Raw genomic sequence first — 18,948 nt, 5'->3', positions numbered from 1 at the left:
CGTCAGCTTCCGGTGGAGCGGTAGGCGCGCAGCCCGGCCCGCCAGGCCAGGCCGGCCGCCAGCAGGCAGAGCGCGGCGGCCAGCGGCGCGGCGAACCGGAAGCCGGCCGGCAGGCCGAGCGGGTCGGGGCGGCCCAGGACGTGCAGGGCGGGCAGCCAGTTGACGAAGGCCAGCGGGACGCCGAACACGGTGCCCGCGACGACCTCCCGGGCGAACACGGTGGGCGGGTACTGGAGCAGGGTGGCCCCGCCGTACGTCACCGAGTTCTGCAGTTCGGCGGCCTCGCCCCACCAGAACTGCACGCAGGAGCAGCCGACGAACAGCGCGCAGAAGATCAGCGTGCCGCAGAGCAGCAGCGCGGGCACCATCAGCACCCGGTCCCAGGTCCAGTGCACGTCCAGCGCGGTGAGCGACCAGCCGAGCACGGCCAGGGCCTGGAGCAGCCGGCCCAGGCGGCGCAGCGAGAAGCGCTCGGCGGCGAGTTGGGCCAGCGCGGGGGCGGGCCGGACCAGCATGGTGTCCAGGCTGCCGGCCCGCACCCGCTCGCCCAGCCCGCTGACCGAGCCGACCAGGACGTTGGCCGCGCCGAGCGCGATCGAGGAGGTGGCGTACAGGAAGGCGGTCTCCGGCAGCGTCCACCCGGCCAGCTGCCGGGTGTGGCCGAACATCAGCAGCAGGACGGTGAAGTCCAGGAAGGTGATCAGGGCGTTGGCGACCAGGCTGAGCACGAACGAGGCCCGGTAGGCCATGGTGGAGCGGATCCACATCCCGGCGATCAGCCACCAGGAGCGCACCGCCCAGCCGGCCCGGGCCACCGGGCCCTCCGGCTCAACCACCCTGCACCACCACCCGGCGCACCGCCAGCGCCTGCCCGACCCGGCCGAGGGCCAGCAGCGCGGCGGCCCAGGCCAGTTGGAACCCGTACAGGCTCAGCAGGCCGGTGCCGGTGCGCCGCCGCAGCAGCACGTCGGCGGGCAGCTGCACCATCGCCGAGAACGGCAGCGCCCGGGCCGACTCGCCCAGCAGGCCCGGGAAGAGGGCCAGGGGGAGCAGCATCCCGGAGAAGAACATCGACACCACGGTCATCGCGGCCCGCACCCCCTCGGACTCGTGCAGCCAGAACCCGGTCAGCGAGGCCAGGAAGCGCAGCCCGAAGCTGACCAGCACCGCCAGCGCCACCGCCAGCAGGAACTCGGCCCACACCAGCGGGCTGCGCGGCAGCGCCAGGTCGAACAGCGCGGCGCCCACCAGCACCGGCAGCGCGCCCCTGGTGACCAGTTGGAACGCGGCCCGCCCCAGGTCGGTGGCCAGCCACCAGCCCTGGAAGTCCACCGGCCGGTACAGGTCGACCGCGATGTCGCCGCTGCGGAAGCGCGCCTGGAGCTCGTCCTGGAAGCCGCCGCCCCAGACCGCGACCGTCGCCAGCAGGGCCTGGCTGATCCAGATGTAGGTGACCGCCTGCGCGGCGTCGTAGCCGCCCAGCCCGGGCCGGGCCCGCCAGAGCGCGAGCACGGTGTACGCCAGGATGATCCCGAACACGCTGTTGGTGACCGTCCCCGCGACCGTCGCCGCCCGGTACGTGGAGTAGCGCCGGAACGCGCCCCGGGCCACCGACCAGTAGAGCGCGCCGACCACGGTGCCCCCTCGCCGACGATTCCGGTACCCGGACGGCCCACCACGCTACGCCCGGTACCGGCCGTCCCGCACCCCGTTTGTTCCGGGTCCGGCCCGGCCGGCACGGCCGCTACAGGCCCGGCCGCTACAGGTACAGCCCGGTCGAGCCCTCCAGGTCGCCGAACCGCCCGGCCGCCACCGCGTGCAGGTCGCGCTCGCGCAGCAGCACGTACGTCGCCCCGCGGACCTCGACCTCCAGCTTGTCCTCCGGGTCGTACAGCACCCGGTCGCCGGGCTCGACGGACCGGACGCTCTGGCCGACGGCCACCGCCTCGGCCCACGCGCAGCGCCGCGACAGCTCGGCGGTCGCCGGGATCAGGATGCCGCCGGTGGAGCGGCGCTCGCCCTCGCCGGTCTCGGTCCGCACCAGCACCCGGTCGTGCAGCATCCGGATCGGCAGCTTCTCGCCGAGCCGGTCGTGCCGCCCGTGCCGGTCGTGCGGTTCGTCCCGGTCGGCCGCGGCCGTGTTCTGCGTGTCGTTCTCGCTCACGCCCCGACCGTACCGGACCCCGGAAACGGCGGGGCCCCGGGCACCGGCCCGGGGCCCCGCGGCGGGCTGCGGTCAGCCCTTGCGCCGCCGCCGCGCCGAGGCGATCAGCAGCACCACGCCGACGCCGACCAGCGCGGCCGGCACCACCCGCTCCGTCCGCAGCCGCCCGTCCTCGTCGACGAACTTCGACTTCACCTGCTCGACGGCGCCGCTCGCGGCCACGTACGCCTGCCCGGCCTTCTGCTCGACCGAGGCCCGGACCTTGGCCTTGGCCTGCGCGGCGACGGTGGCCGGGTGGACGCGCATGGCGAGCTCGTCGAGGGTCACGGCGAGCCGGTCCCTCGTCCCGGCGATGTCCGCCTCGATCTGGGCCGTCGTACGCGGTGCCGACGTGTCCTTGCCGCTCGCTGCCACTGGGGCCACCCCATCTCTGTTACCGCTAGGTGCTTCTTCTCCGTCGACAGTCTGTCAGCTCGCCGCCGCACGCGCGCAGCGCCACCCACCAACGGGAGTAGGTTGATCCCGCAGCACGACCACCCGTCCACTCCCGAGGAGAGCCCCGACCGTGAGCGAGCGCCTGCAGCCCGGCGACACCGCCCCCGCCTTCACCCTGCCCGACGCCGACGGGAAGGAGGTGTCGCTGGCCGACCACCTGGGCCGGAAGGTGATCGTCTACTTCTACCCCCAGGCGCTTACCCCGGGATGCACCAAGCAGGCCTGCGACTTCACCGACAACCTGGAGGTGTTCGCGGGCGCCGGCTACGACGTGATCGGCGTCTCGCCGGATCGGCCGGAGAAGCTCGGGAAGTTCCGCGAGACCGAGCAGCTGAAGGTGACCCTGCTGTCCGACCCGGAGCACCGGGTGCTGGAGGCGTACGGCGCGTACGGCGAGAAGGTGAACTACGGCCGCACCTACCGGGGCGTGATCCGCTCCACGGTCGTGGTGGACGAGGAGGGCAGGGTGGAGCGGGCGCTGTACAACGTCCGGGCCACCGGCCACGTCGCCAAGCTGCTCAAGGACCTGGAGGTCGGCCGGTGAGCTCCTGAACGGCGCAGCGGTGGCGGCCGACCCCCCGACCGGGTCGACCGCCACCGCCGTTCATGGGCCCGGGGCCGGGCTCAGCAGGCCCCGAGGTCCGTCCAGACGCCCCAGGCGCCGCTCAGCGCGGGGTCCTCGTTCGTGGTCCACCACTTGTTCTGGTAGTAGTGGCCCTTCCACGACACCTTGGTGACGGTGGCGTAGACGGCGCCCGCGCTCCAGCTCGGCGCGCCCGAGCAGGTCCCGGTGCTGGCCGACGGGGACGCCGACTGCGAGGCGCTGGCCGACGGCGAGGCCGACTTCGAGGGCGACGCGGAGGCGCTGGCCGACGGGGACGCCGACTTCGAGGGCGAGGCGGAGGCCGACGCGGACGGCGAGGCCGACTGCGAGGGCGACGCGGACGCCGAGGTCGACGGGGACGGCGAGGCGGTGCCCGCGGCGGTGCCGCGGGTGAAGTCGCCGGTGATGCCGTACAGCGTGCCGCCGACGTTCACGGTCCAGTTGGCGGGGGTGGAGACCGGCAGGTAGTAGACGAAGGCGACGTCCACCGAGGCGCCGGGCGCCAGGGTCTGCCAGGTCGGCAGCTTCAGCGAGACCCGGTTGTAGGTGCCCTTCAGGCCGCCGACGTTGCTGCCGGTGTGGTCGGCCCGGATCACCTTGGAGCCGAAGCCGGACTGGTCGGCGGCGTTGGCGGGCGCGGAGACCGAGTAGTCGAACTGGAACTCGGTGCCGCCCGGCAGGGTGGTGGTCGAGTTGTTGACGATGTGGATCTTCGGGTTGATCGGGTAGTTGTTGTCGCCCAGCGCGAAGTCGGTGAAGGACACGTCGATCGGCAGGGTCTGCTGCGGCAGCGCGATGGTGGAGCGGGTCGCGCCGTACGCCGGGGCCGACTTGAACTTGTCGTACAGCAGCGAGGTCAGCGTGGAGCCCTGGACGTACTCGCCCTTGCCGCCGTTGGCGGTGGCGTCCCACTTGTAGTCGCCGGCCAGCTCCCAGATCATCGCGCCGCCGACGCCCTGGTTGACCACGTAGTCGGCCTTGGCGCCGATCGACTGGTCGTCCTCGGTGGAGAGGAAGACCTTCTTGTCGGCGTTCCACAGCCACGGGGCGACCAGCGACGAGCTGTAGTTGCGGGCGTAGGTGCCCTTGAGCGAGGTGTCGCTCACGCCGTACTTGGCGAGGTAGTCCGGCAGGACGCCGGCCTCCAGGTTCTTGGCGTGCCACATCGGGTTGGAGCCGGCGGGCGACTCCTTGCCGTTGTCGTCCAGGTCGTGCCAGATGTTGTCGACGCCGACGGCGCCGTCACCGCAGGTGGTCAGGCCGGAGCCGGCCGGGCAGGTGGTGGTGGAGGAGGTGCCCCACAGGCCGTTGGTGCCGCCCTGCACGTTCTGGAAGCCGCGGGTGTAGTACGGCACGCCGAGGTTGATCCGGCCGGCCGGCATCGCGCCGCGGAAGTAGTGCACGGCCCAGTCGGTGTTCAGGTAGCCGATGCCGCCGTACTGCGAGGTGCCGTACACGTTGGCGGCCGCCAGCTCGGCGTCCTTGCCGTCGTCGTACAGCGCGGCGTTCGGGCCGACGTACTTGTTCCAGGCGCCGTGCAGGTCGTACGACATGATGTTGACGTAGTCCAGGTACTGGGTGACCTGGAAGGTCTCCATGCCGCGCAGCAGGTAGCCCGAGGACGGGGCGGCGACCGACAGCAGGTAGTACTTGCCGTCGGCGGCGGAGGCCCGGTCGAGCTTCTCGCGCATGGTCTTCAGCAGCGCCGCGTAGCCCTTCATCAGGGAGGCGCGCTTGGCGTTGGAGAGCGAGTAGTCGAGCGGGTTGCCCGCGTCCTTCATCGAGGTCGGGTACTCGTAGTCGAGGTCGACGCCGTTGAAGCCGTACTTCTTGATGAAGCCGACGGCCGAGTCCGCGAAGGTGTTGATGCCGGCCTGGTTGACCGACCCGTCCGCGTTGGTGGTCATCGAGTAGAAGCCGCCGGAGTTGACCCGCTGGCCCGAGTCGTCGAAGTAGCCGCCGGTCTCGGCCCAACCGCCCACCGAGATCATGGTCTTGACGTTCGGGTACTGCTTCTTGAACTTGCTGAGCAGGTTGAAGTGGCCCTTGTACGCGTACGCCGGGTCCATCTCCGCGCCCGCAACGCCGGGGAAGGTGATCCCGGTGGAGGCGTTGTTCGCGTTGTCCGTGCCGACCGACAGCGTGTTGTCGGACGCCACGTGCGCGAACGCGTAGTTGAGGTGGGTGACCTTGTCCCAGGGGATGTTGTTCACCAGGTAGGCGGGCGTGCCGTCCTTGCCGGTGCGCCAGCTGGTGAAGTAGCCGATGACGCGGCGCTGGTGGTCGGCGCCCATCTGCTCGCGCCCGCCGGTGTCGTAGACGTTGCAGTAGGGGACGTCGACCCCGGGCGTGGTGTACATGCCGTCGGGACGGCACGCCTGGTTGTCGACGGCGGCGGCGGACGGGGCCACGCCGAGCGTGCTCATCAGCAGGCCCGCCAGGCCGGCGGCCGCGGTGGTGGCGAAGGCCGCCCGGCGGCCCTTGGAGTGGCGGCCGGCAGCGGTGGGACGCTGCTCCACCTTGGTGCGGATCAACACTCGGTCCTCCTGGAGAGAGTGTCGTGCGCGCGGCCGAGGGAAGCCGCGCACCTGTGGGGGAAGTTCCGCCGAACCTAAAAGGTCTGGACCATCCCCGTCAACAGGTCTGTACCAACTTGATATGAAGCGCCGGACCGCCCGGACGCGGACGATCCGGCCCTGACCAGGGGGAACTGACGCCGCTTCACGCTCCCGGCCGTCGCGTCGGCAAGGGTTCCGGCGCCGTCGCCGGCCTCCGGCGGGCGGGCGGGGACGCCGCCGGGGCCCCTGGCCGCGGCGCACGGGCCGCGCGCCGCGCCCGCCTGCGGGGCGCCACCGGCCCACCGGCCGGTGCCGTCGCGGCTCCACGGGGTGGTGCACGCCCGCGCGACGGGCCAGTAGCATGGCGGGCATCAGGTATCGGCGGTCTTGGCGGAATTGGCAGACGCCCGGGTTTTAGGTGCCCGTGAGAGCAATCTCGTGAGGGTTCGAGTCCCTCAGGCCGCACCGGCGTCGAGCACGCCCAGAGGCCCGCCCCGGGGAGCCGGGGCGGGCCTCTTCGCGCGTCCGGCGTCCTCAGCCGAGCAGTTCGGCGACCACTGGCGCCAGCGAGCGGAACGCCTGTCCGCGGTGGCTGATCGCGTTCTTCTCCTCGGCGCTCAGCTCGGCGCACGTCCGGCTCTCGCCGAGCGGCTGGAGGACCGGGTCGTAGCCGAAGCCGCCCGCCCCGGCCGGCTCGGTGCGCAGGGTGCCGTGCAGCCGGCCCTCGACCACCCGCTCGGTGCCGTCCGGCAGCGCGAGCGCGGCGGCGCAGGCGAAGGAGGCGGCCCGGTGCTCCGCGGCGATGTCGCCGAGCTGGGCCAGCAGCAGGTCCAGGTTGGCCTTGTCGTCGCCGTGCCGCCCGGCCCAGCGGGCGGAGAAGATCCCGGGCGCCCCGCCCAGCACGTCCACGCACAGCCCGGAGTCGTCCGCGACGGCCGGCAGCCCGGTCGCCCCCGCCAGCGCGTGCGCCTTGAGCAGCGCGTTCTCGGCGAAGGTCACCCCGGTCTCGCGCACGTCCGGCACCTCGGGGAAGGCGTCGGCCCCGACCAGCTCGACCTCCAGCCCGGCCGCGCCGAGGATGTCGCGCAGTTCGGCGAGCTTGTGCTGGTTGCGGGTGGCGAGAACGAGTCGCTTGGTCATGGGCCCCAGCCTAGTGCGCCCCTGCCGTGCTCAGCCGGTGCACACCGTGCTGACCCGCCCGGCCGCGCTGCCCAGCGGCCCGAGGTCGGGCGTCCGGTTGTCGTCGAGCGCCTTCTGCACGCTGTCGACCTGGGTCCGCAGGTCGGTGACCGCCCGGCCCAGGTCGGCGTCGTTGGAGTTGCGCCCGAGCCGGTCCACGTCGCCCTTGAGGTTCTGCAGCGCCTGCCCGGCGGCGGCCGGGTCCTGGTCGGCGTGGTCGAACGCCGCGCCGAGCTGGGCGACGTGCGTGCTGACCTGCACCGCGGTGTTGGCGCAGCTGAGCGCCTTCTCCGCGGCGGAGCAGCTCACCGCGCTCAGCGGCAGGACCAGCGCCAGGGCGGCGACGGCGAGCGCGGTGGTGCGGTTGATGCTCAGCGGCTGCTGCATCGGCGAGTCCTCCAGGAGGGTGTGCGGGCTCACCCCGAACGGTAAGGCCGGGTCCGCGTGCCTGTACAGCACTCCCGGGCCCGCCCACCCTCTCTGACGGCCGTTCAGCCCCCGCGGTTCCCTACGCCTCCAGCGCCTTGCGCTGGATCTCGTCCAGCTCGGCGCAGCCCAGGCTGCCGAGGTCGAGCAGTTGGTTGAGCAGGTCGCGGTCGAACGGGGCGCCCTCGGCGGTGCCCTGGACCTCGACGAAGCGGCCGTCGGAGGTGCAGACGATGTTCATGTCGGTGCCGGCCCGGACGTCCTCCTCGTACCGGAGGTCGAGCATCGGGACGCCGTCGATGATGCCGACGCTGACCGCGCTGACGCCGCCGGTGATCGGCTGGCCCTTCGCGCGCAGCAGCTTCTTCTCCCGGGCCCAGGAGACCGCGTCGACCAGGGCCACGTAGGCGCCGGTGATCGCCGCGGTGCGGGTGCCGCCGTCGGCCTGGAGGACGTCGCAGTCAAGCACGACGGTGTTCTCGGCGAGCGCGCGGTGGTCGACCACGGCGCGCAGCGAGCGGCCGATCAGCCGGCTGATCTCGTGGGTGCGGCCGCCGATCTTGCCGCGGACGGACTCGCGGTCGCCGCGGGTGTTGGTGGCCCGGGGCAGCATGGCGTACTCGGCGGTGACCCAGCCCTCGCCGCTGCCCTTGCGCCAGCGCGGGACGCCTTCGGTGACGCTGGCGGTGCACAGCACCTTGGTGTCGCCGTAGGAGACCAGGACGGAGCCTTCGGCGTGCTTGCTCCAGTTCCGTTCGATGGTGACGGGGCGGAGCTGGTCGGGGGTGCGGCCGTCGATGCGAGACATGGGCACGAGCGTATCGGGTCGGCGCCCCGGCCCCGGCGGGGGCGCACGCGCGGGGGCCCGCCGGCCGGTGGTCTCCGGCGGGCGGGCCCCCGCGGGTGGAGCGGGCCTGCGGGGAGGCTCAGCTCACATCATGTCCTCGATCTCGGCGGCGATCGGGTCGGCGTCGGTGCCGATGACGACCTGGATGGCCGTGCCCATCTTCACCACACCGTGCGCGCCGGCCGCCTTGAGCGCCGCCTCGTCGACCTTGGAGGCGTCGTGGACCTCGGTGCGCAGCCGGGTGATGCAGCCCTCGACCTCGTCGATGTTCTCGATTCCGCCGAGACCGGCGACGATCTTCTCAGCCTTGCTGGCCATGGTCTTTCTCCCTCTGTCTCGGCGCTTCGGCGGTCGGTCGCCGGGTGCCGTACTGCGTGTGCGGTGGTGCCGGCCGGAGGTGACCCGGGATCAGTCTGCCGCGCCTTCCGACGACGCGACCAGCATCACCCGATTCCGACCGATATGCCACGTTAGTCCACTTTCGGACTACCTCCGCGCGCGGCCTCCCCCCGGGCCGCCGGAGGATGGCGGTCATCGGGCTCTCGAAACCCGCGAACCGCCACTGCCCCATAAATGGTCTACACCAATTCTAGGTGTACTCGGGACAACGCCGGACGGTCCGCAGGTGTTCCTGGCCCCACGCACGGATGAACCCAGAGGCAGCGGGAACGGCAGCGGAGGGCCGACGATGAGTTCGACAGGCGCCACAGCGAACCAGTCCACCTGGTGGCACACCTTCTACGGCGGCCTGCAGAAGATGGGCCGCAGCCTCCAGCTGCCGGTGGCCGTCCTGCCCGCCGCCGGCCTGCTGACCCGTCTCGGCCAGGACGACATCTTCGGCAAGGACGGCCTCGGCTGGAACAAGGTCTCCGCCGCGATCGGCGCCGCCGGCGGCGCGCTGCTCAACCCGGCGCTCGGCCTGCCGCTGCTGTTCTGCATCGGCGTGGCGATCGGCATGGCCAAGAAGGCCGACGGCTCCACCGCGCTCGCCGCGGTGGCCGGCTTCCTGGTCTACTACGCCGTCCTGCACGCCTTCCCCAAGGACTGCCCGACCGGCTCGACGCTCGACGGCACGATCTGCGTCAACTACACCGACAAGACGGTGGTGTCGGCCGACTTCCAGAACCCCGGCGTGCTCGGCGGCATCCTGATGGGCCTCTTCTCGGCCTGGCTCTGGGTGCGCTACCACCGGGTCAGGCTGGTCGACTGGCTGGGCTTCTTCAACGGCCGCCGCCTGGTCCCGATGATCACCGCCCTGGTCGGCCTGCTGCTCGGCTCGCTGATGGTGTGGATCTGGCAGCCGATCGGCTCCGGACTGGAGGACTTCTCCAAGTGGCTCTCCGACCTGGACGCCGTCGGCTCCGGCATCTTCGGCGTCGCCAACCGCGCCCTGCTGCTGATCGGCATGCACCAACTGCTGAACACCTTCGTCTGGTTCCAGTTCGGCTCCTACACCAACCCGGACACCGGCAAGTCCGGCACCGGCGACATCGGCCGCTTCCTGGCCGGCGACCCGGACGCCGGCCAGTTCCTCTCCGGCTTCTTCCCGATCATGATGTTCGCGCTCCCGGCCGCCGCGATGGCCATCGCGGCCTGCGCCAAGCCGCACCGGCGCAAGGAGATCTACGGCCTGATGACCTCGGTCGCGCTGACCTCCTTCGTCACCGGCGTCACCGAGCCCATCGAGTACTCCTTCGCCTACGTGGCCCCGCTGCTGTACGGCATCCACGCGGTGCTCACCGGCGTCTCGATGGCCGTCACCTGGGCGCTCGGCGTCCACGACGGCTTCAGCTTCTCGGCCGGACTGATCGACTACCTGCTCAACTGGAACCTGGCCACCAAACCCTGGCTGATCATCCCGATCGGCCTGTGCTTCGCGGTGGTCTACTACGCGGTCTTCCGGTTCGTCATCGTCAAGTTCAACCTCAAGACCCCGGGTCGCGAGGACGACGACGAGATCGACGACGTGACCAAGGCCTGACCTCCGGTCGGCACACCGCGCGCCCCCGGCCGGGAGACCCCTCCCGGCCGGGGGCGCCGTGCTGCCGGGACGTAGGCTGACCCGGCGTCAACCGTTCGAAGGTTTCGATTCAGCGGCGCTTGTCCCCGGCGAACCTTAAGAGGGTTCCGGTCGCTGTTCGGCGCGTGCTAGAAAGCTGGAGGAGGCCACAAGTGGTCTAGACCAGGATCGCGCTGCCGTGAGGAACCGCCGCTATGAGTACCACCGCGCAGAACCCCCTGCCCGCGGCGGCGTCCGGCGGCCGGGAGCGGCGCTCCCGGGTCTTCGCGGCGCTCCAGAAGATCGGCCGCAGCCTCCAGCTCCCGATCGCCGTGCTGCCCGCCGCCGGCATCCTGCTGCGGCTCGGCCAGGAGGACGTCTTCGGTGACCAGGGCCTGGGCTGGACCAGGGTCGCCGAGGTGTTCTCCGCCTCCGGCCACGCCGTCTTCGACTGGATGCCGCTGCTGTTCTGCGTGGGCATCGCCATCGGCTACGCCCGGAAGGCCGACGGCTCCACCGCGCTGGCCGCCCTGGTCGGCTTCCTGACGTACCACCAGGTGCTCACCGCCTTCCCCAAGACCGCCTACCAGGTGCTGCCCGGCCGGGACGTCGCCGCCACCTACCAGGACCCCGGCGTGCTCGGCGGCGTGGTGGTCGGCCTGCTCTCCGCGATCCTCTGGCAGCGGCTGCACCGCACCCGCCTGGTCGACTGGCTGGGCTTCTTCAACGGCCGCCGCCTGGTCCCGATCGTGATGGCCTTCGTCGGCACCGCCCTGGGCGTCTTCTTCGGCCTGTGCTGGGGCCCGATCGGCGCCGTCGTCGACCGCTTCAGCACCTGGGCGATCGGCCTCGGCGCGCTCGGCGCCGGCCTGTTCGGCCTGATCAACCGGGCCCTGCTGCCGTTCGGCCTGCACCAGCTGGCCAACACCTTCTTCTGGCAGCAGGCCGGGCACTACACCGTCGGCACCCAGGAGTTCCACGGCGACCAGACCCGCTTCTTCCAGCACGACCCGGCGGCCGGCCAGTTCATGTCCGGCTTCTTCCCGATCATGATGTTCGGCCTGCCCGCCGCCGCCCTCGCCATCGCCCACTGCGCCCGCCCCGAACGCCGCCGCGCCGTGCTCGGCATGATGTTCTCGCTGGCCCTCACCTCCTTCGTCACCGGCATCACCGAGCCGATCGAGTTCGCCTTCCTGTTCATCGCCCCCGCCCTGTACGTCCTGCACGCCGTGCTCACCGGCCTGTCCATGGCGCTCACCTGGGGCCTGGGCGTGCACCACGGCTTCACCTTCTCCGCGGGCGTCATCGACTACGTCCTGAACTGGAACCTGGCCACCGAGCCCTGGCTGGTCATCCCGATCGGCCTGTGCTTCGCGGTGGTCTACTACGCCCTCTTCCGGTTCGTCATCCTGCGCTTCGACCTGAAGACCCCGGGACGCGAGGACGACGACGGCTTCGAGGACGGGTAGCCCCGGGCGGTTTCGGACCGGGCGGTTTCGGGCCCGGGCGGTTTCGGCCCGAGCGGTTTCGGGCCCGGGCGGTCCCGTCAGATCCACCCCAGCCGGGCCGCGTGCACGCCCGCCTGGAAGCGCGACTGCGCGCCCAGCGCCGCGGTGAGGTCGGCGACCAGGCGGCGCACCGTGCGGTCGGACACCTCCAGCTTGCGGCCGATCGCCTGGTCGGTGAGCCCGGCCGCGAGCAGCCGCAGCACCTCGCGGTGGCGGTCGTCCGGGGCGGTGCGGCCGAGCAGCTCCGGCGGGACCCAGCTGGCCGCCCAGAAGTGCTCGAACAGCTCGCGCACCACGCTGACCACCGCCGGGTCGCGGACCACCACCGCGGCGCTGCCCGGCGGCTCCCCCGGCGCGGGCAGCACGGCGAGGCCCGCGTCGACCACGATCAGCCACAGCGGCAGGGTGTGCGCGACCCGGATCCGCGCGCCGGCCGCGGTCAGCGCCTGGACGTGGGCGAGGACCGCGCCCTGGTGCAGCGCGGCGGCCGGGTAGATGGTGCGCAGCGCGACCCGGTGGGCCAGCGCGATCCGCTCGCGGGCGAGCTTCTCGGCCAGGCCGCTCTCCGACTGGTCCTGGCCGGGCCGCAGCGACAGCGCCTCGGTGCGGGCGGCCCGGGCGGCGTCCTCCAGCAGGGCGGCCACCCGGTCGGCGCCGCGGACCAGCTCGTGGGCGGTGCCGGTGTGCAGCGGCAGGTAGCGGGCGTGCAGGTGCTCGACCCGCTCGCGGGTGCGGCGGGCCTCGCCGAGCAGCGCGGTGAAGCGGCGGTCGGAGTCGGCCAGCAGTTGGCGGACGGCGGTGTCGATCGAGACGGCGGCCATCCCGCTGGTGGTCGCCGATGTCCGCTGGAGCAGCCCGAGGCCGTGCAGCTCGCCCAGCGCCTGCTCGAACTCGCTTTCCTCGCAGCCGATTTCCTCGCGCAGGGAGTCCAGCGGCAGGCCGGGGTCGGCGAGCAGGCGGGCGTACAGGGCGGTGCTGGTCTCCACCCTCCGGGAGCCTAGGGCCACGGGCGGGGGACAGAGCGCGGTTTTCAGCATGCGAGACGGCCCCGCGGGCGGGCGGGCGGCGGGGCGGGCGGACGGCGCGGTGGTGGGGCGGCCGGGAGCGGGTCGGCGCCCGAGGGGTGGTCCCGGCATCCGAGACGGGCGCTCCGGTGGCGGCCATGGCCTGATCCGGCGGGGCCGGGGGCCTTCGCCGGGCGGGCCGGGGTCTCCAGGATGGGCGGCATGGCGATTCCCGAGTCTTCCGTGATCTGGTTCGACGGCGCGCTGGTGCCCTGGCAGGAGGCCCGCGTCCACGTCCTGACCCACGCCCTGCACTACGGCACCGGGGTGCTGGAGGGCACCCGGGTGTTCGAGACGGCCGACGGGCCCGCGGTGTTCCGGCTGGCCGAGCACCTGGCCCGGCTGGAGCGCAGCGCGCACATGCTGCGCATCGAACTCCCGTACAGCCGGGAGGAGTTGGCGGCGGCGACGGTGGCGCTGGTGGCGGCCAACGGCCACCGCTCCTGCTACCTGCGGCACCTGGCCTTCCTGGGCTACGGCTCGATGGGCCTGGACATGCGGCACTCCCCCACCAGCGTGTCGATCGCCTCCTGGGAGTGGCCCGCCTACCTGCCGGCGGGGCGCGGACTGCGGCTGATGACCAGCAGCTGGCGGCGCACCGACCCCAACACCGTCCCCCCGGCGGCGAAGGCCACCGGCCCGTACCTGAACTCGGCGCTGGCCCGGCGGGAGGCCACCGACGCGGGCTTCGACGAGGCGCTGCTGCTGGCCCCGGACGGCACGGTCAGCGAGTGCAGCTCGGAGAACGTCTTCGCGGTCCGCGGCGGCGTCCTGCGCACCACCCCCGCCAGCGCGGGCGCCCTGGAGGGCGTCACCCAGGACACCCTGCTGACCCTGGCCCGGGACCTGGGCGTGGAGGTCCGGGTGGAGAACCTGCTGCGCTCGGACCTGTACGCGGCCGACGAGGTCTTCCTCTCCGGCACGGCGGCCGGCGTCGTCCCGGTGGCCTCCCTGGACAACCGCGAACTACCGTCCGCCGAAGGAGAGTTGACCAAGCGCCTGGCCGAGGCGTACCGGGGCGCGGTGAGCGGCGCGGACCCCCGCTACCGGCACTGGCTGACGCCGGTTCACAGCTCGTAGACGGCTCCGGCGCGGGCGAGTTCGACCGGGCCGGGGAAGGCGGCGGCGGCGTCGCGGCGGTTGCGTTCGGCGTCGGTCCACGGCGGGATGTGGGTGAGGACCAGGCGGGCGGCGGCGGCCTCGGCGGCGTGCTCGCCGGCCTGGGTGCCGTTGAGGTGGATGGAGTCGAAGGTCTCCTTGCCGTCCGTGTAGGCCGCCTCGCACAGGAACAGGTCGGCGCCGCGGGCGAGTTCGACCAGGGCGGGGCAGACGCCGGTGTCGCCGGAGTAGACCAGGCTGCGGCCGCCGGCCTCGATCCGGAAGCCGTACGCCTCGCAGTCGAGGTGGTTGACCCGGGCGGCGGTGACGGTGAACGGGCCGAGGGCCAGCCGGGCGCCGTCGGCGAGGTCGCGGAAGTCGAAGACCTCGGTCATGCCGGGCTTCTCCGGCATGTCGTAGGCGCGGGCCAGGCGTTCGGCGGTGCCGGCCGGGCCGTGCACCGGCAGCGGGTCGGGGCAGCCCTCGACCCGGTAGTTGCGGGCGACCCAGTAGGCGCACAGGTCGACGCAGTGGTCGGCGTGCAGGTGGCTGAGCAGGACGGCGTCCACGTCGTAGAGGCCGGCGTACTTCTGCAGGGCGCCGAGCGCGCCGTTGCCGAGGTCGACGACGAGGCGGTAGCCGTCGTGCTCCACCAGGTAGCTGGAGCACGGGGAGTCCACGGACGGGAAGCTCCCCGAGCACCCCACCACGGTCAGTTTCATGCCGAGCCCTTCCCGCCCCGTCGGGCCATCGTCCGCGGCCGTCCGCGCCGCCGGTCGGGCGGGGCGGGGTTCTTCGACTCCGTCGGTGCTTCGACTGTCGAGGGTAAGGGCCGGGCGGCACTTTGCCCCCTCTCCCGTGCCGGGCTGTGGGCGGAATCACCAGGACGGGGCGGGGCCCGGTTCAGCGGCGTCCCGGGCGGGCCAGCGCCCAGCCGCGGATGGTCTCCGGGTACCAGCGGGGATGCCCCGCGGCGTCCACCCGGTCGGGTTCGGGCAGCAGCCCGTGCCGCTTGTAGTTGCGGACGGTCTCGACCCGCACGTTGATGTGCCGGGCGATCTCGACGTAGGACCAGAGCTCTCGGCCGGGCATCGCGCCCACCTCCGGGTGACGGCGTACCAGTGGTGCGCCGCCAGCCTGGCGCGGCGGACTCCGGCGGCCGGGGCGCGACCGGCGCGGTGACCGTTCCGTGACGGAGCGGTCACCCGGAACGGACAAATACCCGGATGTCACAGCGGGCCGATGATCGGACGAGCGGACGGCGCGGCCCCCTCGACGGGGTGCCGCGCCGTGGTTCTGCCGCGGGGCTCAGGCCCAGAGCTGGCCCTGCAGCGCCTCGACCGCCGCCTCGGTGGTCTCGGCGGTGTAGATGCCGGTGGACAGGTACTTCCAGCCGCCGTCGGCGACCACGAACACCACGTCGGCCCGCTCGCCGGCCTTGGCGGCCTTGCGGGCCACGCCGATCGCGGCGTGCGCGACTGCGCCGGTGGAGACGCCCGCGAAGACGCCCTCCTGCTGGAGCAGTTCGCGGGTGCGGGTGACGGCGTCGGCCGAGCCGACCGAGAAGCGGGTGGTGAGCACCGCGGCGTCGTACAGCTCGGGGACGAAGCCCTCGTCCAGGTTGCGCAGGCCGTAGACCAGGTCGTCGTAGCGCGGCTCGGCGGCGACGATCTGCACGCCCGGGACCTTCTCGCGCAGGTAGCGGCCGACGCCCATCAGGGTGCCGGTGGTGCCCAGGCCCGCCACGAAGTGGGTGACGGTGGGCAGGTCGGCGAGGATCTCCGGGCCGGTGGTGGCGTAGTGCGCGCCGGCGTTGTCCGGGTTGCCGTACTGGTAGAGCATCACCCAGTCGGGGTGCTCGGCGGCGATCTCCTTGGCGATCCGCACCGCGGTGTTGGAGCCGCCGGCGGCGGGCGAGGAGATGATCTCCGCGCCCCACATCCGGAGCAGCTCGCGGCGCTCCTCGCTGGTGTTCTCCGGCATCACGCAGACCATCCGGTAGCCCTTGAGCCTGGCCGCCATGGCGAGCGAGATGCCGGTGTTGCCGCTGGTGGGCTCCAGGACGGTGCAGCCGGGGGTGAGCCGGCCCTCGGCCTCGGCCCGCTCGATCATGCGCAGCGCCGGGCGGTCCTTGATCGAGCCGGTCGGGTTGCGGTCCTCCAGCTTGGCCCAGAGCGTGACCCGGCCGTCCTCGTTCCCGGGGATCCCGGCCGAGAGCCGCGGCAACCGCACCAGTGGCGTGTTGCCGATGGCCTCGATCGGGCTGTCGTAGCGCATTACTTCATACCGCCGGCCACGGCCGGGAGGATGGTGACGCTGTCGCCGTCGGTGAGCGCGGTGGAGACGCCGTCCAGGAAGCGGACGTCCTCGTCGTTCAGGTAGACGTTGACGAAGCGGCGCAGCTCGCCGCCGTCCAGCAGCCGGGCGGCGATGCCGGGGTGGCGGGAGTCGAGGTCGGTGAAGAGCTCCCCGAGGTCGGCGCCGTTGCCGTCGACGGCCTTGGCGCCGTCGGTGTAGGTGCGGAGGATGGTCGGGATGCGGACCTCGATGGCCATGGCTGCGCTCCTGTGGAGGGTGAGTTCGGGTTGCCGGGCCGGGCGGGGCGCGGCAGGGGAAGGGGCCCCGGCGCGCGGGGCGGGTGCTGTCTGGGGCTCGCCGGTCGGTGGCTCGCCGGTCGGTGCCGCCGGTCAGTGCGCGGCGGTGCCGGGACAGATCGCGCTGGCGAGCCGGCACAGGTCGACGTGCAGGCGCGCCACGAGGCGGGTGCCTGGGGCCTGATTGCTCACATCGACGGAACGCATGGACTCATCGTATAGATTCCCGCCCCCGCTTTGACATGCTTGTCTCGGCATCCGGTCGGCGGCGTTCCGAGGGGTGGGAAAGCGGGCCAGTCCGCCGCGCGCGGGCGGCCCGGACCGGGAACGGTTCGGGCCGCTCCCGGCCCGGGCCGGGTCGGTGGTCGCTCAGCCCTGGTGGGCCTCGACCACCTCGACGTCTTCCTCCGTGATCACACCGTCCACGATGCGGAACGAGCGGAACTGGTAGGGGTCCTGCTCGCCGGTGCCCTCGGCGGTGGAGACCAGCACGTAGTGGGCGAACGGCTCGGAGGCGTAGCTCACGTCGGTGCGGGAGGGGTACGCCTCGGTGGCGGTGTGCGAGTGGTAGATCACCACCGGCTCCTCGTCGAGGTCGTCCATCTCGCGGTAGAGCTTGAGCAGGTCGCCGGAGTCGAACTCGTAGAAGGTGGGCGAGCGGGCCGCGTTGAGCATCGGGATGAACCGCTCGGGACGCCCGGTGCCGGCCGGTCCGGCGATCACGCCGCACGCCTCGTCCGGGTGGTCGGCGCGGGCGTGGGCGACGATCCGGTCGCGCAGTTCTCGGGTGATGGTCAGCATGCGGCCAGGATAGCGACGGGTCAGTCGCCGTCCCCGGCCCGGAGGTGGGCGTGCGGGTCGGCGCGCAGGGCGGCCGGGTCGCGGCGGCGCAGTACCGCGTAGCCGACCGCGAGGCAGATCGCCCAGCCGGGGAAGACGTACAGCGAGATCCGGGCGTCGGGGTCGAAAGCGATCAGGACGGCGACCAGGACCAGGAAGGCCAGCGACAGCCAGCGGCTCCAGTTGCCGCCGGGGGCGCGGAAGGTCGGGGCGGGCAGCCGGCCGGCCTTCCAGGCGGTGCGGTAGCGGATCTGGCTGGCCAGGATGACGCCCCAGGTCCACAGGCCGCAGACGGTGGCGATCGAGGTGATGTACTGGAACGCCCGCTCCGGGACGAGGTAGTTGAGCACCACGCCGACGCCCATCAGCAGGCAGGAGACGGTGATCGCGGCGGCGGGGGTGCGGTGGCCGTTGAGCCGGGTGAGCCGCCCGGGGGCCTGCCGGCGCAGGGCCAGGTCGCGCAGCATCCGGCCGGTGGAGTACATCCCGGAGTTGCAGGAGGAGAGCGCGGCGGTGAGCACCACGAAGTTGATGATCCCGGCCGCCGCCGGGATGCCGATCCTGCCGAAGGCGGCGACGAACGGGCTGACGCCGGGCTGGAACTCGGTCCACGGCACCAGCGACAGGATGACCAGCAGCGCGCCGATGTAGAACAGCGCGATCCGCAGCGGCAGGGTGTTGATGGCCCGCGGCAGGGTCTTCTCCGGGTTCTCGCTCTCGCCCGCGGTGACGCCGACCAGTTCCACGCCCAGGTAGGCGAACATGACGATCTGCAGGGTCATCACGGTGGCGCCGACGCCCTTGGGGAAGAAGCCGCCGTCCTGCCACAGGTGGGTGACCGAGGCGGTGTCACCGGCGTCCGAGAAGCCGAGGGTGAGCACGCCGACGCCGATCAGGATCATCCCGAGGATCGCGGTGACCTTGACCATCGAGAACCAGAACTCGATCTCGCCGAACAGCTTCACCGAGATCAGGTTGGCGGCGTACAGCACCAGCAGGAAGGCCAGCGCGGTGGTCCACTGCGGGATGTCGGGCGCCCAGAAGCGGACGTAGACGGCGGCGGCGGTGGTCTCGGCCATGCCGGTGACCACCCAGAACAGCCAGTACGTCCAACCGGTGACGAAGCCCGCGAACGGGCCGAGGAACTCCCGGGCGTACTCGGCGAAGCTGCCGGCCACCGGGCGGTAGGTGAGCAGTTCGCCGAGCGCCCGCATGATCACGAAGATCACCACGCCGGCCACCGCGTAGCTCAGCAGCAGGCTGGGCCCGGCCTTGGAGATCGCGGTGCCGGCGCCGAGGAACAGGCCGGTGCCGATCGCGCCGCCGATGGCGATCATCTGGATCTGCCGGGTGCCCAGCCCCCGCTGGTAGCCCTCCTCGTCGGGGGCGGACCCGGCCGCCTCGTCCGTCACCTGCTGCGTCATCCGCCCGCCTCGCCTCCCGGTCCGCGCCGACCGGCCGGCCGACGGGCCCCGTCTATCCCGGGGAGGCAGCAGTGAACCACGGCGGGACCCCGGAACGCCTCATATCTGAGCTTTAGCTGAGCAATCGGACAATCTGAACGAAAGGAGA

Annotated in this window: 21 protein-coding genes and 1 tRNA gene; 5 read left to right on the top strand and 17 right to left on the bottom strand. The window is 72.5% G+C overall.

Annotation, left to right across the window (positions count from 1 at the left end; translation table 11 throughout):
- Positions 1-2: 2 nt before the first annotated feature.
- The 4 genes from K353_RS10905 to K353_RS10890 form a co-directional block, all read right to left on the bottom strand.
- The gene (locus K353_RS10905; RefSeq protein WP_233533499.1) at positions 3-836 is read right to left on the bottom strand and encodes an ABC transporter permease; all 834 of its coding nucleotides are present in this window, start codon (positions 834-836) and stop codon (positions 3-5) included.
- On the bottom strand, positions 829-1,635 hold the full coding sequence (locus K353_RS10900; RefSeq protein WP_199528064.1) for an ABC-2 family transporter protein: 807 nt from the start codon (positions 1,633-1,635) through the stop codon (positions 829-831). Before K353_RS10900 ends, K353_RS10905 begins: the two co-directional genes overlap by 8 nt.
- 124 nt (positions 1,636-1,759) lie before the next feature.
- The gene (locus tag K353_RS10895; RefSeq protein ID WP_051732111.1) at positions 1,760-2,062 is read right to left on the bottom strand and encodes a co-chaperone GroES; all 303 of its coding nucleotides are present in this window, start codon (positions 2,060-2,062) and stop codon (positions 1,760-1,762) included.
- A 174-nt stretch (positions 2,063-2,236) separates the two neighbouring features.
- Positions 2,237-2,587, bottom strand: coding sequence for a DUF3618 domain-containing protein (locus K353_RS10890; RefSeq protein WP_370447587.1), 351 nt, complete (start codon positions 2,585-2,587; stop codon positions 2,237-2,239).
- 142 nt (positions 2,588-2,729) lie between these two features.
- Here K353_RS10890 and bcp point away from each other — a divergent pair, with 142 nt between their 5' ends.
- Positions 2,730-3,203, top strand: a complete 474-nt coding sequence (gene bcp / locus K353_RS10885; protein ID WP_111553376.1) for a thioredoxin-dependent thiol peroxidase — start codon at positions 2,730-2,732, stop codon at positions 3,201-3,203.
- 80 nt (positions 3,204-3,283) lie between these two features.
- Here bcp and K353_RS10880 read toward each other — a convergent pair whose 3' ends face one another.
- Positions 3,284-5,689 carry a chitinase C-terminal domain-containing protein gene (locus tag K353_RS10880; RefSeq protein WP_233533511.1) on the bottom strand — a complete coding sequence of 802 codons (2,406 nt, stop codon included), beginning with the start codon at positions 5,687-5,689 and terminating at the stop codon, positions 3,284-3,286.
- Between the two features lie 513 nt (positions 5,690-6,202).
- On the opposite strand from K353_RS10880, the gene K353_RS10875 reads away from it, so the two are divergent.
- Positions 6,203-6,286, top strand: a tRNA-Leu gene (locus K353_RS10875).
- A 69-nt stretch (positions 6,287-6,355) separates the two neighbouring features.
- On the opposite strand, the gene rdgB is transcribed toward K353_RS10875, so the two are convergent.
- The 4 genes from rdgB to K353_RS10855 all read right to left on the bottom strand — a co-directional run bounded on the left by rdgB (position 6,356) and on the right by K353_RS10855 (position 8,591).
- Positions 6,356-6,961, bottom strand: a complete 606-nt coding sequence (gene rdgB, locus K353_RS10870) for an RdgB/HAM1 family non-canonical purine NTP pyrophosphatase (RefSeq protein ID WP_111553375.1) — start codon at positions 6,959-6,961, stop codon at positions 6,356-6,358.
- A 30-nt stretch (positions 6,962-6,991) separates the two neighbouring features.
- Positions 6,992-7,420 carry a hypothetical protein gene (locus K353_RS10865; protein WP_111553374.1) on the bottom strand — a complete coding sequence of 143 codons (429 nt, stop codon included), beginning with the start codon at positions 7,418-7,420 and terminating at the stop codon, positions 6,992-6,994.
- Between the two features lie 88 nt (positions 7,421-7,508).
- Positions 7,509-8,234 carry a ribonuclease PH gene (gene rph, locus K353_RS10860; protein ID WP_111553373.1) on the bottom strand — a complete coding sequence of 242 codons (726 nt, stop codon included), beginning with the start codon at positions 8,232-8,234 and terminating at the stop codon, positions 7,509-7,511.
- 123 nt (positions 8,235-8,357) lie between these two features.
- Positions 8,358-8,591 (bottom strand): glucose PTS transporter subunit EIIB, encoded by a 234-nt coding sequence (locus K353_RS10855; RefSeq protein WP_014135942.1) that lies wholly within the window; start codon positions 8,589-8,591, stop codon positions 8,358-8,360.
- Between the two features lie 370 nt (positions 8,592-8,961).
- Between K353_RS10855 and K353_RS10850 the strand changes: the two genes are divergently transcribed.
- Both K353_RS10850 and K353_RS10845 read left to right on the top strand, forming a co-directional pair.
- Positions 8,962-10,254, top strand: a complete 1,293-nt coding sequence (locus K353_RS10850; protein WP_111553372.1) for a PTS transporter subunit EIIC — start codon at positions 8,962-8,964, stop codon at positions 10,252-10,254.
- Positions 10,255-10,487: 233 nt separating this feature from the next.
- A complete protein-coding gene (locus tag K353_RS10845) occupies positions 10,488-11,741 on the top strand; it encodes a PTS transporter subunit EIIC (protein WP_111553371.1) in 1,254 nt (417 codons plus the stop codon).
- Between the two features lie 77 nt (positions 11,742-11,818).
- On the opposite strand, the gene K353_RS10840 is transcribed toward K353_RS10845, so the two are convergent.
- On the bottom strand, positions 11,819-12,766 hold the full coding sequence (locus K353_RS10840) for a helix-turn-helix transcriptional regulator (protein ID WP_111553370.1): 948 nt from the start codon (positions 12,764-12,766) through the stop codon (positions 11,819-11,821).
- 240 nt (positions 12,767-13,006) lie between these two features.
- Here K353_RS10840 and K353_RS10835 point away from each other — a divergent pair, with 240 nt between their 5' ends.
- Complete coding sequence (locus tag K353_RS10835) at positions 13,007-13,924, top strand: branched-chain amino acid transaminase (protein WP_111553369.1); 918 nt, start codon at positions 13,007-13,009, stop codon at positions 13,922-13,924.
- Here K353_RS10835 and K353_RS10830 read toward each other — a convergent pair.
- The 7 genes from K353_RS10830 to K353_RS10805 all read right to left on the bottom strand — a co-directional run bounded on the left by K353_RS10830 (position 13,912) and on the right by K353_RS10805 (position 18,800).
- On the bottom strand, positions 13,912-14,664 hold the full coding sequence (locus tag K353_RS10830; protein WP_111553368.1) for an MBL fold metallo-hydrolase: 753 nt from the start codon (positions 14,662-14,664) through the stop codon (positions 13,912-13,914). The two genes, K353_RS10835 and K353_RS10830, sit on opposite strands and share 13 nt — an antisense overlap.
- Before the next feature lie 181 nt (positions 14,665-14,845).
- The gene (locus K353_RS10825) at positions 14,846-15,034 is read right to left on the bottom strand and encodes a MarR family transcriptional regulator (protein WP_100838114.1); all 189 of its coding nucleotides are present in this window, start codon (positions 15,032-15,034) and stop codon (positions 14,846-14,848) included.
- A gap of 216 nt (positions 15,035-15,250) precedes the next feature.
- Positions 15,251-16,219, bottom strand: coding sequence for a PLP-dependent cysteine synthase family protein (locus K353_RS10820; protein WP_111553367.1), 969 nt, complete (start codon positions 16,217-16,219; stop codon positions 15,251-15,253).
- Entirely contained in the window at positions 16,219-16,497 is a 279-nt protein-coding gene (locus K353_RS10815) for a MoaD/ThiS family protein (protein ID WP_111553366.1), read from the bottom strand. The genes K353_RS10820 and K353_RS10815 overlap by 1 nt, the downstream gene beginning before the upstream one ends.
- A gap of 132 nt (positions 16,498-16,629) precedes the next feature.
- Positions 16,630-16,743: a putative leader peptide gene (locus K353_RS37155; RefSeq protein ID WP_318552237.1), complete on the bottom strand. Its 114-nt coding sequence runs from the start codon at positions 16,741-16,743 to the stop codon at positions 16,630-16,632.
- Positions 16,744-16,905: 162 nt separating this feature from the next.
- Entirely contained in the window at positions 16,906-17,337 is a 432-nt protein-coding gene (locus K353_RS10810; RefSeq protein ID WP_100838111.1) for a Mov34/MPN/PAD-1 family protein, read from the bottom strand.
- Positions 17,338-17,357: 20 nt separating this feature from the next.
- On the bottom strand, positions 17,358-18,800 hold the full coding sequence (locus tag K353_RS10805; RefSeq protein WP_111553365.1) for an amino acid permease: 1,443 nt from the start codon (positions 18,798-18,800) through the stop codon (positions 17,358-17,360).
- Positions 18,801-18,948: the final 148 nt, after the last annotated feature.

Origin of the sequence: Kitasatospora sp. SolWspMP-SS2h (genome assembly GCF_003259315.1) — a bacterium.
GTDB classification, from domain to species: domain Bacteria; phylum Actinomycetota; class Actinomycetes; order Streptomycetales; family Streptomycetaceae; genus Kitasatospora; species Kitasatospora fiedleri.
The sequence above is the reverse complement of the archived record's forward strand: the minus strand, read 5'-3'. Positions and strand labels throughout refer to the sequence as shown.